We start from the raw sequence: 18071 nt of genomic DNA, 5'->3' as shown, positions 1-18071 counted from the left end.
TGAGGTTTTTTTATACAATAATGAGTATCTTTGAATAAAATTATATCACTTATGTACGAAGCTGTTCAAATCCTTCATTCTTATTGGGCTTACTTAGTAGTCCTAGTAGTAATCCTAGCTACTATTAATGCAATCACCGGTGTTATTAGTAAACGTGAATACTCTCCCAAAGATTTCCGTATTTCTTTATTCGCGCTTATTACGTCTCATATACAACTTCTTATTGGTATTGTTCTTTTTATTGCTTCCCCTCTTGTCGTATGGTTTTCTGGAACAAGCTCAATGGGTGAAATCATGAAAAACCCAACTTTAAGACTTTATAACGTTGAGCATCCGCTAACTATGATTTTGATGATTGCCTTTATCACTATTGGCTACTCTAAACATAAGAAAAAATTAACTTCGACACCAAAGCTAAAAACGTTAGCGATTTTTTATACAATTGCTGCAATCCTAATGCTTTCAAGAATTCCATGGTCGAATTGGCTATAATTAATCTACAGAAATAAAATTATACTTTTATTGATGGATCTATCAAAAATAAAGCTTGTCGTAACAGATATGGACGGCACCTTATTAAATTCATCACATCAAGTAAGTAGTCGATTTTTTAACGTGTACAAAGAACTCGTTGATCAACACGGTATTATATTTGTTGCTGCAAGCGGAAGGCAATACTATAGCATTGTTTCCAAATTAGCATCAATTAAAAATGAAATTTATTTTATTGCAGAAAACGGTGCCCTAACAATGCATCAACAAAATGAGCTAGATAGTGTAGAAATACCGATAGAGACCTATCTTAATTTATTGAAACTCGAAGAAAGACTCCATGAATCACAAATTATAATTTGTGGCAAAAGAACAGCGTATACCAAAGCATATAGCAAAGAATTTATTGAGCTGTGTTCAGAATTTTATGAGCGCTATGAAATTGTAGATAATTTTGCAAATATACAAGACACCATATTTAAAATTGCAATTTGTAATACAAAAGGGACTGAAGAGCATGTCTATCCAATCGTAAAACATCTTGAAAATGAATTAAAGGTAAAGATATCAGGTAAAATATGGCTAGATATTTCACATGTTCAAGCAAATAAGGGAAATGCTTTACAAAAATTACAAACAAACCTAGGTATAACCGCCGCGCAAACGATGGTGTTTGGAGATTATAATAACGATCTGGAAATGATGGAGGCTGCAACTTATAGTTTTGCGATGAAAAATGCACATCCTAATGTCCTTAAAGCCGCAAATTATCGTACCGAGAGTAATGCTAACTATGGGGTGGAGCGTATAATGGAAAAAGTGTTAGAAGCAAAAATTAAAGCTCAGACTACAATTTTGAGTAAATAAAAAAGCTATTTCAGCATATACATATACTAAAATAGCTTTTCTCAACACTATTTTCCTCTATATCTATTAATATTAATCATTCAGCTTTAGTACGGCCATAAAGGCTTCTTGAGGGATTTCTACATTTCCAACTTGACGCATTCGCTTTTTACCTTTTTTCTGTTTTTCGAGTAGTTTACGCTTTCTAGAAATATCACCTCCGTAACATTTTGCAGTTACATCTTTACGTAATGCCTTAACCGTTTCTCTCGCAATAAATTTTGCACCAATTGCAGCCTGTATAGGAATGTCAAATTGTTGTCGAGGTATTAACTCTTTTAACTTTTCACAGATTTTCTTACCGATATCGTATGCATTATCCTTGTGTAGTAATGCAGAAAGTGCATCTACCGTATTTCCATTAAGTAAAATATCAACTTTTACAAGTTTTGATTCTCGTAATCCAATAGGTGAATAATCAAATGATGCATAGCCCTTTGAAACAGTTTTTAGACGATCATAGAAGTCAAAAACAATTTCTGCAAGTGGCATATCAAACGTTAATTCGACACGTTCAGTAGTTAAATAGGTTTGATTGGTTATTTCACCACGTTTTTCTATACATAAAGACATTACAGAACCAACAAAGTCAGACTTTGTTATAATAGTAGCTTTTATAAAAGGTTCTTCAACTCTGTTTAAGGTTGAAGGTTCTGGTAAATCAGACGGATTATTTACTATAATAATTTGATCTGGTTCTTTATTTGTAAAAGCATGATAAGAAACGTTGGGCACCGTTGTAATTACCGTCATATTAAACTCTCGTTCCAGACGTTCTTGAATGATCTCCATATGCAACATCCCTAAGAAACCACATCTAAAACCAAAACCAAGTGCTGCAGAGCTTTCAGGAACAAATACTAATGAAGCATCGTTGAGCTGTAACTTTTCCATTGATGAACGTAGTTCCTCATAATCCTCGGTGTCTACAGGATAAATTCCCGCAAATACCATTGGCTTTACATCTTCAAAACCACCAATTGCATTCTTTGTAGGACTTTTTGTATCGGTGATTGTATCTCCAACTTTTACTTCTCTAGCATCTTTAATACCTGTTATTAAATATCCTACGTCTCCAGTTTTTATAACTTGCTTTGGTACTTGTTTAAGCTTTAATGTACCTATCTCATCTGCAAAATAGCTTTTACCTGTTGCGACAAATTTGATTTGCTGACCTTTCCGGATTTCACCGTTCATTACCCTAAAATAGGTTTCAACTCCACGAAAAGGATTGTAAACAGAATCAAAAATTAATGCTTGCAACGATTCTTCAGGATTTCCCTTGGGAGCTGGTACCCTCTCAATGATAGCTGTTAAGATTTCTTCGATACCAATACCTGTCTTTGCACTTGCAGGGATAACATCAGAAGCATCACAACCTAAGAGATCCACAATATCGTCTGTAACTTCTTCTGGATTTGCACTTGGCAAATCTACCTTGTTAAGTACTGGTATAATCTCAAGATCATTCTCTAAGGCTAAGTACAAATTAGAGATTGTTTGTGCCTGTATACTTTGTGCGGCATCAACTATTAATAAAGCACCCTCACATGCAGCAATAGATCTAGAAACTTCATAGGAGAAATCTACATGTCCAGGAGTATCAATTAAGTTCAATATATAATGTTCTCCTTTGTAAGTGTAATCCATTTGGATTGCATGACTTTTAATAGTAATCCCTCGCTCGCGTTCAAGATCCATACTGTCCAATAATTGTGCCTGTGCCTCACGAGCGGTAACTGAACCCGTAAAATCCAATAACCTGTCAGCCAATGTGCTTTTACCGTGATCAATATGTGCTATAATACAAAAGTTTCTTATATTCTTCATCCTTCTCTGGTTACACCGTTACTAGAGCACTTCTACTCTATCAGTGATCAATTTTACGTATAGAACGTTTCTTAATCCAAGCTAAAGCTAAGTTAAAATTCGATCTTTCAATTTGCAAATATAATTGATTTCATAGCATCTAGATCATTAGATGCAATTCATTTATGTCATAAGATACTGATTTAATCCAAAGACCACTAAAAATAAAACCGGACAACGAAAATAATTCGCTATCCGGCTGGAGTGTTGTGTTAATTAGTAATAGTTTAAAAAGTATAGGAAAGACTTAACCCGTGGTATTCACCCGTGATAGGCATCAAACCGAGATTAGGATCTTTAAAAAGTTTGTTTTTATGAAAATAAGGGACCAAAAATCCAGAAGCTGCACCAACCAAGCTACCTACCATTACATCGGTTGGGAAATGTTGACCAGCTTTTACTCGTAGATGTGCTGTTGCATAGGTCGAAGCACCTGCCAACCCATACATTACCCATTTAAATGCGGATTCTGGATGATAATCTGCATAAACTTTGGCCATAAAAAATGTTGCTGTACCAACCAATGCTGGGTGACCAGCAATAAATGAGTTTTGTGAAGCTCCACGATTTCTCTCAGAAATATCCAGCTCTGTATTATATACGTAAGGTCTGCGGCGATCATTAAGCTGATGCGAGGTACTATACACTACTCCTGTAAATGACATTGCTTGAAGATATAATAAACTCACACGTAAATAATCTTTTCTAATTTTAGGATCTATACCAAAAACTAATAATGGGACAGGAACAGATCCATAAAATATCATATCACTAATTTTTTCTGCATCTTCATCAAAATTCCCAGCTGCACCACGATCAAAGCGATTTACATTAGCTCTATCTATACTCATAACCCGTTCATTTGGCACCCTATCTTTGCTATAAATTTGTGTAAAGTTATATAGTGTGATTCCTGCAGCTACTGCTGTAATAGGCAACTCATATTTAAAATTATAATTATATCTGTGTTGTTTTTCTCGATCACTGAAAGAAAGTGAATCTGTTTGAGCCATCCCGAATAAAGATGTAAATAGCAGTATAAAAAATAGTAGATTTCTTAAAGGCATAATATTAAATTTTATAAGTTTCGGTTACAAAACTGCCTATTTTTAAGACTTAAGCTTCACAAGTACTTGTTAATTTGCACCATTTTAAGAGGAGTTGTTAAGTTTTTCTCAACATAAATTATATCTTTCATCTTGATATATTCGTATTTTTGCATTCTAATACTACGTAAATTTCCATAGGAAATGATGGATGCTAACTTGTTTGTATTAAAGAAAATAAATTAACTAAAGAAAATTTAATTTGGCTAAAATTGGTGATATTGATGTAGGTGAATTTCCGTTGCTTTTGGCTCCGATGGAAGATGTAAGTGATCCACCGTTTAGAGCTCTTTGTAAAGAACAAGGAGCTGATGTTGTATATACTGAGTTTATATCTTCTGAAGGTTTAATTCGTGATGCTGCAAAAAGTGTTATGAAATTGGATATATATGAAAAAGAACGTCCTGTAGGTATCCAAATTTTTGGGGCTAACTTAGAATCGATGCTTCGATCTGTAGAAATTGTTGAAGCATCAAAACCAGATATTATAGATATTAATTTTGGATGCCCTGTAAAAAAAGTTGTAAGTAAAGGTGCAGGTGCTGGAATTTTAAAAAATATTGATCTAATGGTCTCCCTTACTGAAGCTATGGTCAAACATACCAATCTGCCAATAACCGTAAAAACTAGACTGGGCTGGGATCATGAATCTATCAAAATAGTAGAAGTAGCAGAACGATTGCAAGATGTTGGTGCTAAAGCTATTGCTATTCATGGCAGAACACGAGCACAAATGTATAAGGGGTCTGCTGATTGGGCTCCAATAGCTGAGGTAAAAAATAATGCTCGGATGCATATTCCTGTATTTGGTAATGGTGATGTCGATACCCCAGAACGTGCGATGCTCATGAGAGATCAGTACGGACTGGATGGCGCTATGATCGGTCGTGCGAGTATAGGCTACCCATGGTTTTTCAAAGAGGTTAAGCATTATTTTAAAACAGGAGAGCAGTTAGCACCGCCAACGATTCAAGAGCGTGTAGACGCTGCGCGAAGACATTTACAAATGGCTATAGATTGGAAAGGCGAAAAGCTAGGAGTGTTTGAAACTAGAAGGCACTATACTAATTATTTTAAAGGCATTCCACATTTTAAGGAGTACAGAATGAAAATGGTTACTAGTGATGCATCTCAAGATGTTTTTGACGTATTTGATGAAATCGAACAAAGTTTTAGTAATTTTATTTTTTCGTAAATCTTTGATGGTTTAATCCAAATATTTACTTTAAAAGTCTTTGATTAATTCTACTTGATGCAAGATAGGATGCTATGCCGCCTATAATTGTTATAGTAAAGAAAACAATAATAAAGCTTAAAACGGTTATACGTGTGGGATAAGGTAAACTCGGTGTTATCATAAGCAATCCATACTGTTGTTGCGCAAGAATCAAAAACAAACCTAAAAACAAACCAAGTACAGTACCCAAAATCGTCATCAACAACCCTTGAAAAAGAAAAATTTTCTTTAATCCCGATAGGGAAACGCCTAAGTTATAAAGCGTTTTTATATTTCCTTTTTTATCAATAATCATCATAATTATTGCCCCCGCAACATTAAACAATGCAATAACCGCAATAAGTGTTATCACAAGATAAGAAACAAGATTCTCGGTATTTAACATGCGATACAGGGTTGCATTAAGTTGAATTCTATTTTTTGTGATAATACGATCACCAAAGATAGCGGCTATTTTTGCTATTGCTTCAGCTTCGTCCTCTTCATTCTTTAATTTAATCTCTATAGCAGATACTTGATCGTTTGATAGTTCTAATAAGTTACGCGCTAATCCAATAGTTGAGAATACATACTTACTATCCAATTCTTCATTCACACTATAGATTCCTATAGGTACAGCACGTTGTTTTCTAAAAGCTTTTGAGGCATCGCTAGGAATTCCTTTACCTGGACGTGGAACATACATGCTCAAAAAATTAGTATAGGTACGTTCTACACCCATGCCTAACTCTCTGCTTATACCGTTACCTGCAACCACTTGAAAATCATTTTTACCTAACCAATTTCCATAGATTAAAATACTGTCTGGCGCTATAACCTGTGCATAACTTTCACTTACGCCTTTAATATAAGCGGTTTTAGGTTTGTTCTTATATTCTAAAAAGACACGTTCTTCAACAACTTCGGCATAGGTCACAATTTCTGTAATATCTTGTAATTGTTCGCGATCCTTAGGAGTGAGTTGAAACGTTTTGCCACTTGTTGGAAATAGCTTGAGATCTGGATCAAAAAATGAAGTATATCGTAGACTAAAATCCTTGAGCCCAGCAAATCCAGAAAGCACAAGGAACAACGCCATTGCTCCAATCACAACACCCATAGCCGCGATACCAGTAATTATATTTATCGCATTACTACTCCCAGGAGAAAATAAATAACGCTTGGCGATATACAGTGAAATTTTCAAAATTTAAATGGCGATGTTATTTGTGGTGCTAGTCTTTAAAGAACCTTATCTATTTTTTCTTTCGTCGTTCAAGTAAGTCTGGATCTTGTAAAGGATTTTCCTCCCCTTTTACTGCTTTTTCAATATTTGCAATATATTCAAGCGAATCATCTATAAAAAAAGATAATTCGGGCATTCGACGTAATTGGTGTTTTGTTCGCAAAGCTACTTGATGTTTAATTTGCGATTTCACTGCATTAACCTCTTTTAAAACTTTTTCTCCTTCAGCATGTGGAAAAACACTCATATATACTTTACTTATTGAGAGATCAGTGGTTACAGAAACTTTGGTTACAGAAACCAAAATACCCTGCACCCCTGCATCACGTAAGGCTTGTTGAATCACATCTGCGATATCTCGCTGTAAAACTCCTCCTATTTTTTTCTGTCTATTTGTTTCCATATTGCAAAAATACATATTAATATGATGTAGATGTAGGTCTACGATAATAATCGTAATTTTACCTTATTGAAATAATACCAGATGAATCATATAAACAAAATTGAACACCTAGGAATTGCTGTCAAAGACCTAGATCAAGCAAATCAATTGTACCAAAAGTTATTGGGCGTAGCTCCATACAAGGAAGAAATCGTTGAAAGTGAATCCGTAGCAACTTCATTTTTTGAAGTAGGAGAAAGTAAAATTGAGCTGTTGGCTAGTACTGATCCAAATGGACCGATTGGAAAATTTATCGCTAAAAAAGGAGAAGGTATTCATCATATTGCATTTGACGTAACGGATATTGAACTAGAATTAAAACGGCTAAAAGCTGAAGGTTTTAAGCTTATCAATGAACAACCTAAGCGAGGAGCAGATAATAAACTCGTAGCTTTTGTGCATCCAAAAAGTTCAAATGGCGTATTGATCGAACTATGCCAGGAGATTACAAATTGATCCTTTACAAATTGTAAAGATTAGCTTATTTTACTTACTAAACTGTTGATTTTAAAAGCTTCAATGAAACCGGTAAAAAAAATACAATCAAAACACAAAAAATGTTTGGCGTGTATCTATCTAATTCTTAAATTTGCCCTCCGTTTTAGGTCCCATAGCTCAGCTGGTTAGAGCATTTGACTCATAATCAAAGGGTCCTTGGTTCGAGCCCAAGTGGGACCACAAAAAAGCCTTACAGATTTTGTAAGGCTTTTTATTTACCTTGATTTCTCTTATAAATCATTAATTTTATTGTTATTTTGAAACTATTATAAAGTCAGATCTTCTATTGATCAGATGCTCATCTTCTGTACATTTAAATCCATTAATACAATAATTCTTTAGTTCTGTTTCTCCATAACCAATAGCACTTTCAATTCTACTTGGGTCTATGCCATTTGCAATTAAGTAATCATATGTAGAACGTGCTCTTTGGTTTGACAATTTATAATTCATTAAGTCTGCACCTCTACTATCGGTATGAGATTCTATACGTATACGAATCTTGGGAAAACTGTTCATGGCAACAATTATCTTTTGTAACTCTACTTCAGCTTGTGGTGTAATATTATATTTAAACGATTCAAAGAAAATGGGATTTACTTTTATTTTTTCAACATCTCCCTCTTTAACTACGAATTGTTCAAATGAGACTAGTAATACCAAGTTTTTCTTTGATTCTGCGTTTGGAGCATTAAGTGTTTTAACAACGGTGGTATGTTGCGTATATCCTGGTTTTGTAAATACAATAGTAAACTCAGATTCTAAAGGTAACTTGAGACTGTATTCTCCTTTTTCGTTAGCTACGATTTCTTTTTCTAAAGTATTTTGTTTGTTGTAAACTTTTACCGTAGCAAAAGGAATAGCAGTATTAGCGTTTTTATCCATAATCTGGCCGCTATAAAGTTGAAATGCTTTTGGTGTTAAGAGCTCAAAATAATATATATCATCATCGCCTTTCCCCATAGCTCTATTCGAAGAAAAGTACCCCGAAGCTACGCTCTCATTTTCGATATATGCAAAATCATCCATATTGCTGTTTATCGGTCTACCTAAATTTACAGGCATTGTATACTTGGTAACCGATTTTTGTTCTGCCTTAAAAATATCTAGTCCTCCTAGTCCAAAATGAGTATCCGATGCAAAATAGAGATCTTCACCAAGTGCAAAGGGGAACATTTCTCTACCTGGTGTATTGATATAAGAACCGAGATTAACAGGAGTTCCCATAGTACCATCTGCTTTTATTTCGCACACATAGATATCACTTCCTCCAAATCCACCTGGCATATCTGAGGCAAAATAGAGATGTGTTCCACCAGAAGAAATAGAGGGATGACCACAAGAATATTCTTTACTATTAAAATTAAGGGGTACTACATCGGTAATCTTACCCTCTTTTATAGTGCCTTTTAAGATTTGTATGTTTGACACTCCTTCTTTATTAACTTTTAACTTACGCTTAGAAGCATAATTGCGTGTAAAATAAACCGTTTTAAAATCAGGTGAAAAGGTCATTGTCGCTTCATGAAAGGAAGAATCTAAATTTTCTAGAAATTTTTTGGTATTGCGTAGTTGACCTGTACTTTGATCGATCGTGGCGACATATGGATCTAGAAAAGGCTGATCATTCCAAGAATAGTTACGTTGCATTGCTTTGGTAGTATCCCTACTAGAAGCAAATACCACGTTATTCTTGTAATAAGCAGGTGCAAAATCAGATTTATTTGAGTTTATTAAAAGATTATCAATCCTAAAGATAGCCTCATTATCAAGTAGGCTATCCAAATGTTTTTTTTGAAACTCGATAAGCCTCATACGCTCCGTATTATCGCGATAATATTGTTTAATCAAAGAATTAGCTTTCTCATATTCTTGATTTGATTTCAAACTTTGGATATAACGAATAAAAGTAGGCTCATCCATAGTTTCTATTGTTTCAGAATAAAGTTTTTCATACCATTCTTTAGCTTCTTTATACGCAGCTATGTTAAAATAGCTATTCGCCAATCCTCTCATAACATCAGGATGCACGTTTTTACTATTAGAGGCTGCTCGTTGGTAAAACTCTATAGCTTTTTTGAATTTAAAATCTTCAAAATAGCCGTCAGCACGCTTGCGATTACTTTGAGCAATAGCGGTAATTTGAAACAGTATAACAAGTAGTAGTACTATTTTTTTCATTGATATTACTATTATAGGGTTAAAAGAATCTAGGTGATTTTGCTTTTCGTTTTTTATCATGCAATGTATAACGTAAGATAATTTCATGAGATCCACTGTTATATTTACTTAGATCGCTTATAGAATAATCGTAGGCATAACCTAAATAAAAGGTATTGCTTATTTGAAATCCAGCCAATCCACTTACTGCATCATTAAACCTATAAGAGACTCCAACAGTTACTTTTTCCTGAATTAAAAAGTTAGATGAAACGTCAATAGTTATTGGAGCGCCTTCAGTTAATTTTACCATTGCTGCTGGTTTAAGTTTTAATTGAGGTGTAATTGGTATCACATATCCTCCTAAAAGATAGTAATGCACTGCCCGTTCTACCAGCACTTCATCTTGATCATCATAGCGCTCAGATTTAATAAAATTTGAAGCTGAAATACCAGCATACCATTGTTCTCCAAAAATAAAACTACCTGCTCCTATTATTGGTCGAAGTTTATTTATGTTTTCATTGAAAATAGCATCTTCATTTTCGTAAATCTCACCTTTTGACCAATCAATAGACAAGATATCCATACCCGCATTCATACCTAATCCTATATTTACGGTCGCATTTAGTTTTAGATGATATGAAAACGCCACATTGATATCTACTTGACTAGAAGGGCCTATTTTATCATTAAAAATATTAAACCCAAGTCCTACCCTATCAAAAAATTTACCATTTACTGTTAATACTTGAGTCTGAGGCGCACCATCGATCCCTACCCACTGTGAGCGATGTAATAACGAAGCTTCTAGTCTATCATTGGATCCAGCATAGGCTGGATTAATACTCATTGTGTTATACATATATTGTGTATACTGTGGTAGTTGTTGAGCATTCAATTTAGAATCGCAAATAACTATTAAAATAAATGCTGCATATATGTAGATTGTTGTCAAACGCATATTCCTATTGTTTAAGTTAGTAAAATGAAGTGGTTACAAAGTATTACCTGCCGATATAAATCCATCCCGTCTTTTCTTTCATCGTGGGATCCACTTTAAGAACATAGAAATAAGTACCTGTAGGCAACGTTTTACCTTTTTGTACTACTCCACTTACATTAGACATACCATCCCAGTCATTTTTATACGCTTGAGATTGATATACTACATTACCATAGCGATTATAAACTTCGAATATCGAGTTAGGATAATTTTCAATACAGTCGATGGTAAGAAAATCGTTTGACCCATCATTGTTAGGAGTAAACTCATTAAATACGGTAATACAGTTGATATTCAATTCAATTTCAGAACTATTATTTGACATATCTTGATCTTCGGGTAGAGAAGATTGAACTATTGCTGTATTAAAATATTCGCCAGATTCATTAACCTTAACTGTAATATTGAGTTCTGCAGATGTATTAGGCTCTAATGTAGAGATCATCCATATAGAAGTATTCAAATCATAATTACCAACAGTAGCTTTTGCATTACTAAATGTGAATCCACTTTGAATAACTTCACTTACTTCAACACTATCAACTTTTGTTTGTCCCAAATTTTGAACCGTGATAGTAAATACAACTGTTTCGCCAATAGATGGATTCATATTATCAACCACTTTGATAACTGCCAAATCTGTAACTAACGATACTGCTTTGGATCTAAGTTGTAGCTCATTTGTAGTTTGATCTGTAGCAACATTACCGGCAGTATTTGTAGCTTCTACTACAACATCGTAAATTCCATCCTCTAAAGCATTATCATCTGGGATTTGTAAAGCCCAAGTATCATCGGTATTATCTACTAAATCTCCATCACCTTCGTAATACATTTCACCATCCACTTCTACCATCAACGCGTCATCACTATCTGCAGTTCCTGTAATTAAAGGTGTTGTATCTGAGGTTTCTTGCGCATCTACCGTTGGTATTACCGGCATAGTTGTAGCTATCGTCGCACTGTCCTCTCCTTGAACACTGGTTACAGCGGCAGCGTTTGTGTAGGTAGCTAATACGGTCAGGGTGTTTCCCTCTCCAGGATTTGTGTACGTAATTCTTATTTCACCATCGGCAACCTGAGATGCAGTAATTGTCTGAGCGGCCCCATTAATTGTTATGGTTTCTCCAGGCGCGGCTAGCGCAGGTAAAGAAATAGTAGCATCAATCAACCCATCTAATTCATCTCGATTAATAAACCCATCATTGTTAGTGTCTTCAACAATTACAACTATAGGTGCTTCAGGTCCTCCAGAAGTATCAATCGTTAACTCATTTGAGGTGATATCTATTGACTCATTGCCAGCAGTATCTGTAGCGATAGCCTCCACATCATAAGTATTCTCTGGCAACTCATTGCCTATGGGAATCTGAAGTGTCCAAGTATCGTTTGTGTTGTCGGTTAAATCTCCGTCTCCTTCTGTATAGGTAACTCCGTTTACTCTCACCGTAAGGGCGTCATCACTATCTACTGTTCCTGTAAGTGTAGGTGTTGTATCATTGGTAGTTAATAAATCTACTGTGGGAACGAAAGGGTCAGAAGTATCAATCGTTAACTCATTTGAGGTGATATCTGTTGACTCATTGCCTGCAGTATCTGTAGCGATAGCCTCCACATCATAAGTGTTCTCTGGTAACTCATTTCCTGTGGGAATCTGAAGTGTCCAAGTATCGTTTGTATTGTCGGTTAAATTACCGTCTCCTTCTGTATAGGTAACTCCGTTTACTCTCACTGTAAGGTTGTCATCACTATCTACTGTTCCTGTAAGTGTAGGTGTTGTATCATTTGTAGTTAATAAATCTACTGTGGGAACGAAAGGATCAGAAGTATCAATCGTTAACTCATTTGAGGTGATATCTGTTGACTCATTGCCTGCAGTATCTGTAGCGATAGCCTCCACATCATAAGTGTTCTCTGGTAACTCATTTCCTGTGGGAATCTGAAGTGTCCAAGTATCGTTTGTATTGTCGGTTAAATCCCCGTCTCCTTCTGTATAGGTAACTCCGTTTACTGTCACTGTAAGGTTGTCATCACTATCTACTGTTCCTGTAAGTGTAGGTGTTGTATCATTTGTAGTTAATAAATCTACTGTGGGAACGAAAGGGTCAGAAGTATCAATCGTTAACTCATTTGAGGTGATATCTGTTGACTCATTGCCAGCAGTATCTGTAGCGATAGCCTCCACATCATAAGTGTTCTCTGGTAACTCATTTCCTGTGGGAATCTGAAGTGTCCAAGTATCGTTTGTATTGTCGGTTAAATTACCGTCTCCTTCTGTATAGGTAATTCCGTTTACTGTCACCGTAAGGGTGTCATCACTATCTACTGTTCCTGTAAGTGTAGGTGTTGTATCATTTGTAGTTAATAAATCTACTGTGGGAACGAAAGGGTCAGAAGTATCAATCGTTAACTCATTTGAGGTGATATCTGTTGACTCATTGCCTGCAGTATCTGTAGCGATAGCCTCCACATCATAAGTGTTCTCTGGTAACTCATTTCCTGTGGGAATCTGAAGTGTCCAAGTATCGTTTGTATTGTCGGTTAAATTACCGTCTCCTTCTGTATAGGTAATTCCGTTTACTGTCACCGTAAGGGTGTCATCACTATCTACTGTTCCAGTAAGTGTAGGTGTTGTATCATTGGTAGTTAATAAATCTACTGTAGGAACGACAGGATTTACTAGGTCTATTTCATAAGCTTCAGTATCCGTGATTATTCTAGAACACACTCCATTGCTGGTTTCTAAAGAAGCATCTATAATTTTATCAGAATCTGCTACAAGATCACTTCCATTTACGGTGATTGAAAACCTAAAATCACTTCCAACAGTTCCAGTATATTCTGTAGAATTTATAAATAATTTTACCTCATCATTAACCTTAGCATCTCCACTCGCTGTACCCTCTATAATTACATTTCCTGCAGCCTCAGTTGCATTAACTATATCATCAACGGTTATATTTGAATCTAATGTTATAGTTGGCGCAAGTGTGTTTTCTTGAACCAACACAACTACTGGTAGCCGTACAGATTCATTGGCACATCCTACTTTATTTGTTGCCACATAAAAAGTAGTATCTGTGGTTACTACAGGAGTATTAAAAACTTCGCCAGAATTTACTGTAGCTAATAAATTACCTCCTATTATAGCATCGTACCATTTTAATTGGAGCGATGCAGGATTTGCCGTGGCAACCAAACTAGCGGTATCTCCTTCACAAATAGTTACATTTTGTGAACCAGCATCTATAGTTGGTAAGGCTGGTGTCCTAGTGACGTCATATAATTCTAATCGTTGAGTAATCGAGACACTTGCAAAGGAAGAGAATTCTATAGCTATGCGATCTATCGGAGCACCTGGTGTAAATGAAATGGTTCCAATTTGATTGTTTTGTAGTAATGTAAGTAAGTCAACATTTAAAAGTGCAGAAAGTTCCGTGGATTGCACTAGCGTATCTCCATTATACCCTTTAATATTTATAAAATTTGCGATTCCTAGTGTTAGTAAAGAAGGATCTAAACGTAAACGAATACTAAAATTATCAGTAGCGGCAGAGGCTCCTTCAAAATAAATAATTTGTTCTATAGAAGCTCCAACGGCTATCAAACCTAAACTTAACTCAGAGAAAGTAGTCTCGTCGTTATCTAAAACATTTTCGGGATTAGTAACCCCTGCTCCACCCAAAGTTAATGCGTCAAGATTAAGACCGCTACCATCAAATGAGGTAAAACTTGCTCCCCCACAGTTATTAGCATCACTCACATAATATGCTCCATACACACTAAGCTTTTTCACGGGATCTGGGTCTAATTCAATTATCGTATTAATTCTATTGGTTAATCTAATACGATTATAGGGTTGAGTAGGTGTAAGGGCAATATAATAGTTGCCAGCTGCATCTATTATAATTTTTAAATTTGATTGAGCAAAACTATTTTCGACCGCAGAGTCTCCATCTAGAACAACCGTGTTATTGTTTAGAGCTTCCACTGTGAATTCTTGATTTCCAATAAGAACCAAATCTAATATCTCGGTCAAAACACCTCCTAGGCTCCCTCCTAACAAAGCGGGCAGCAAATTATAATCTGTATCAATTTTAACGTAAGAAGTAGTGTTTGCAGGTAGTAAAGATGGAAATTCCATTTCTAGAACACCCGAATACGAAGGCTGAACTGGCAAGGGTAAGAGCCTTCCTGGAAAAGCACGCACCTCTGCTTTTGTAGCGAGATCACCATCGGTGGCATTCGTTGCTAAATCTACGTTGGATTCGTTTACAATGATATTAGCAAAAACCTGAGTTTGTGCAGTTAAAACTGCTGTAGGAGTAGCTAAAAATAACATAGCAATCCATAGTACTTTTAATACGAGAGCGTGGGTAGTCGAAATTTCTTTCATAAATGTAGGTTTGATCGTTCATAAAATCATCGATTAGTCATGCAATGGGGTTGCAACTATAAATAAATTGTTGTTGATGAAAATGTCTATTGGGGTAAAGACATTGCGAACTAAATGTATATCTAAAACGCTTAACTACTATAAAAACCCTACTATTTTAACAGTTTAATTACATTTAAATCAGTTATTTACGGTTAAACCGTAAATAATAGTACTATGAAAAAATAAAACTAATTGTTTCTACTTGTATTTTACTGAAGCTGCTGAAGACGGGTTACATATTTACCAATGACATCAAACTCGAGATTTACGATTGACCCTTTATAAAGTGTGTTGAAGGTAGTATGCTTGTATGTATAAGGAATGATAGCAACACTAAACTCTCCAGTCTTAGAATCCACAACAGTTAAGCTCACGCCATTTACTGTGATTGATCCTTTTTCAATCGTTATATTACCCATACTCGTATCATACGTAAATGTATAATACCAGCTACCGTTAGCTTCTTTAACGTCTTTACATATACCTGTTTGATCTACATGGCCTTGTACAAGATGTCCATCCAATCTGGCACCAAGCTTCATTCCGCGTTCTAAATTGACCAGGTCTCCTATCTTGAGTGTGGACAAATTTGTTTTTTCCAACGTTTCTTTGATAGCCGTTACCGTATAAGTTCCTTCGTTAATCGCTACAACCGTGAGGCATACTCCGTTATGCGCAACGCTTTGATCAATCTTTAATTCATCTGTAAAATTGGTCTTGATTGTTATATGAAGATTCTCCTTATTAGAAGTTAGATGATCTACTTTACCTAATTCTTCGATGATCCCTGTGAACATAATTGCGAATTATTTAGTTAAATTTGCGCACGGATTAGTTGATACGTCTCGTGAGTCGCAAAAATAATCATAAACGCGCTTAAAATGAAGAAAGAAGAAAGAATAAGAGTTGGTATATCCATTGGAGATCTTAATGGAATTGGAAGTGAGGTAATTATGAAGACTTTTGAAGATCCTCGCATGTTGGATTTTTGCACTCCAGTTATATTTGCTTCGGTAAAAGTACTTTCTTTTTTGAAAAAGCAACTCAAAAGTACTATCAACTTACATGGCATTGACACTACTTCTCAAATTCTAGACGGAAAAGTAAATATTCTCAATGTTTGGAAAGAATCTGTAGCTATTAATTTTGGAAAGGAAGATGCTACGATTGGTGCCTATGCGATTAAATCTCTAAAGGCAGCTACCAACGCATTAAAAAATAATGAAATAGATGTTTTGGTTACTGCACCAATTAACAAAGCAAGTATACAGGCAGAAGATTTTAAATTTCCTGGACACACAGATTATTTAAATCAAGAATTTAATGGAGACAGCCTTATGTTTATGATAACCGATGATCTCAAAATCGGTTTACTCACAGATCATGTAGCTTTAAAAGATATCGCTCAGACTATAACTCCAACTTTGATACAAAGTAAAATTAACACTATATACTCTACACTCCAACAAGATTTTGGTATTTCTAAACCAAAAATTGCTGTATTAGGTATCAACCCTCACAGTGGTGACAACGGAGTTATTGGTAAAGAAGATCAAGAAATTTTAAAACCAACACTTCAAAAAATAAGAGAAGAAAATAAGCTTGTATATGGGCCCTATGCAGCCGATAGTTTTTTTGGATCCAAAACATATACTACATTTGATGCAATAATTGCTGCCTATCATGATCAAGGTTTAATACCTTTTAAAACACTGTCTTTTGGGAAAGGCGTAAACTATACTGCAGGGCTAGACAAAGTGCGTACTTCCCCCGATCATGGGACAGCGTTCGAAATTGCAGGCAAAGGTGTTGCAGACCCCAGTTCTTTTAAAGAAGCCGTATTCGCTGCGCTATCCATTTTCAAAAAACGTAACGAATATAAAATTCTAACTGAAAACCCTTTGAAGAAACACGCTCGTAAACCCATACAACGTAAATAATAATTTGGGAAAAAATTTCAAATTACTATTTCAAAATACTTAGTAGACCATATGCTAAAAGGAATAGTAGGCATGAAAAATGTTGTAATCTAACATAAAGTAACAATCTGATATAATTTTATTTACAAAAGTACTTTGATAAAATTTTTTTATTATCTTTGCACCCGCCTTTGCCAATATAGCAAAAGCCTGAAACTGATGATGAAATGAAACAACTAAAAGCGTATAACATCCCTTTTGTTGGACTGAAGCAAGGAATACACCAGTTTGAATATCAAATTGACAATACGTTCTTTGAACATTTTGAGTATGACGAATTTAATGCAGCCACAGTACGTGTGGTGCTAGAATTCAATAAAAAGAATACCATGTTGGAACTCAAATTTACAGCTACAGGTTTTGTAAATGTAAATTGTGATGTTACCGATGAACCTTTTGACTTACCCATTAATAATGAATTATTTTTGGTAGTTAATTTTGGCGAAACGTATAATGATGAAAATGAAGAACTTTTGATCCTTCCATACGGAGCGTATGAAGTAAATGTACAACAATACATTTACGAATTAATAGCTTTGGCCGTGCCTTACAAAAGGGTACACCCAGGTGTAGAAGACGGAACATTAAATTCTAAAGTACTTGAAAAGTTAGATGAACTTAGTCCTAAAGAGAACACAACACAAAAAAATGACGAGGATATTGACCCTCGTTGGAATAAATTAAAAAACTTATTAAACGATAAATAATATTTA

General features: G+C 35.2%; 14 protein-coding genes and 1 tRNA gene. 7 read left to right on the top strand and 8 right to left on the bottom strand.

From position 1 onward, the window contains the following. The first annotated feature begins 51 nt into the window (after positions 1-51). Both ACE939_RS13875 and ACE939_RS13870 read left to right on the top strand, forming a co-directional pair. A complete protein-coding gene (locus ACE939_RS13875; RefSeq protein ID WP_378186195.1) occupies positions 52-492 on the top strand; it encodes a hypothetical protein in 441 nt (146 codons plus the stop codon). A gap of 33 nt (positions 493-525) precedes the next feature. Continuing rightward, the gene (locus ACE939_RS13870; RefSeq protein WP_378186194.1) at positions 526-1359 is read left to right on the top strand and encodes an HAD family hydrolase; all 834 of its coding nucleotides are present in this window, start codon (positions 526-528) and stop codon (positions 1357-1359) included. Positions 1360-1431: 72 nt separating this feature from the next. On the opposite strand, the gene lepA is transcribed toward ACE939_RS13870, so the two are convergent. Together lepA and ACE939_RS13860 are read right to left on the bottom strand one after the other, a co-directional pair. Next, complete coding sequence (gene lepA / locus ACE939_RS13865; protein WP_378186193.1) at positions 1432-3228, bottom strand: translation elongation factor 4; 1797 nt, start codon at positions 3226-3228, stop codon at positions 1432-1434. 266 nt (positions 3229-3494) lie between these two features. After that, complete coding sequence (locus ACE939_RS13860; protein ID WP_378186192.1) at positions 3495-4334, bottom strand: phosphatase PAP2 family protein; 840 nt, start codon at positions 4332-4334, stop codon at positions 3495-3497. A gap of 241 nt (positions 4335-4575) precedes the next feature. On the opposite strand from ACE939_RS13860, the gene dusB reads away from it, so the two are divergent. Next, positions 4576-5568, top strand: a complete 993-nt coding sequence (gene dusB / locus ACE939_RS13855; protein ID WP_378186191.1) for a tRNA dihydrouridine synthase DusB — start codon at positions 4576-4578, stop codon at positions 5566-5568. A gap of 25 nt (positions 5569-5593) precedes the next feature. Here dusB and ACE939_RS13850 read toward each other — a convergent pair whose 3' ends face one another. Continuing rightward, complete coding sequence (locus ACE939_RS13850; protein WP_378186190.1) at positions 5594-6796, bottom strand: ABC transporter permease; 1203 nt, start codon at positions 6794-6796, stop codon at positions 5594-5596. 49 nt (positions 6797-6845) lie between these two features. After that, positions 6846-7238 (bottom strand): 30S ribosome-binding factor RbfA, encoded by a 393-nt coding sequence (gene rbfA, locus ACE939_RS13845; protein ID WP_378186189.1) that lies wholly within the window; start codon positions 7236-7238, stop codon positions 6846-6848. A gap of 90 nt (positions 7239-7328) precedes the next feature. Between rbfA and mce the strand changes: the two genes are divergently transcribed. Further along, entirely contained in the window at positions 7329-7733 is a 405-nt protein-coding gene (gene mce / locus ACE939_RS13840) for a methylmalonyl-CoA epimerase (RefSeq protein ID WP_378188457.1), read from the top strand. A 148-nt stretch (positions 7734-7881) separates the two neighbouring features. Then, positions 7882-7955: transfer RNA gene (locus tag ACE939_RS13835), tRNA-Ile, on the top strand. 72 nt (positions 7956-8027) lie between these two features. On the opposite strand, the gene ACE939_RS13830 is transcribed toward ACE939_RS13835, so the two are convergent. The 4 genes from ACE939_RS13830 to ACE939_RS13815 form a co-directional block, all read right to left on the bottom strand. Then, a complete protein-coding gene (locus ACE939_RS13830) occupies positions 8028-9956 on the bottom strand; it encodes an OmpA family protein (protein WP_378186188.1) in 1929 nt (642 codons plus the stop codon). A gap of 19 nt (positions 9957-9975) precedes the next feature. Beyond that, positions 9976-10899, bottom strand: a complete 924-nt coding sequence (locus tag ACE939_RS13825; protein WP_378186187.1) for a type IX secretion system membrane protein PorP/SprF — start codon at positions 10897-10899, stop codon at positions 9976-9978. 43 nt (positions 10900-10942) lie between these two features. Then, the gene (locus ACE939_RS13820) at positions 10943-15337 is read right to left on the bottom strand and encodes an Ig-like domain-containing protein (protein WP_378186186.1); all 4395 of its coding nucleotides are present in this window, start codon (positions 15335-15337) and stop codon (positions 10943-10945) included. 251 nt (positions 15338-15588) lie between these two features. After that, a complete protein-coding gene (locus ACE939_RS13815; protein WP_378186185.1) occupies positions 15589-16176 on the bottom strand; it encodes a riboflavin synthase in 588 nt (195 codons plus the stop codon). 84 nt (positions 16177-16260) lie between these two features. On the opposite strand from ACE939_RS13815, the gene pdxA reads away from it, so the two are divergent. Both pdxA and ACE939_RS13805 read left to right on the top strand, forming a co-directional pair. Further along, on the top strand, positions 16261-17319 hold the full coding sequence (gene pdxA, locus ACE939_RS13810) for a 4-hydroxythreonine-4-phosphate dehydrogenase PdxA (protein WP_378186184.1): 1059 nt from the start codon (positions 16261-16263) through the stop codon (positions 17317-17319). Between the two features lie 206 nt (positions 17320-17525). Further along, positions 17526-18065, top strand: a complete 540-nt coding sequence (locus tag ACE939_RS13805) for a DUF177 domain-containing protein (protein ID WP_378186183.1) — start codon at positions 17526-17528, stop codon at positions 18063-18065. Positions 18066-18071 lie beyond the last annotated feature (6 nt).

Origin of the sequence: Aquimarina rhodophyticola (assembly GCF_042434915.1) — a bacterium.
Classification (GTDB): Bacteria; Bacteroidota; Bacteroidia; order Flavobacteriales; family Flavobacteriaceae; genus Aquimarina.
This window is presented reverse-complemented; position numbering and strand designations above follow the sequence as displayed.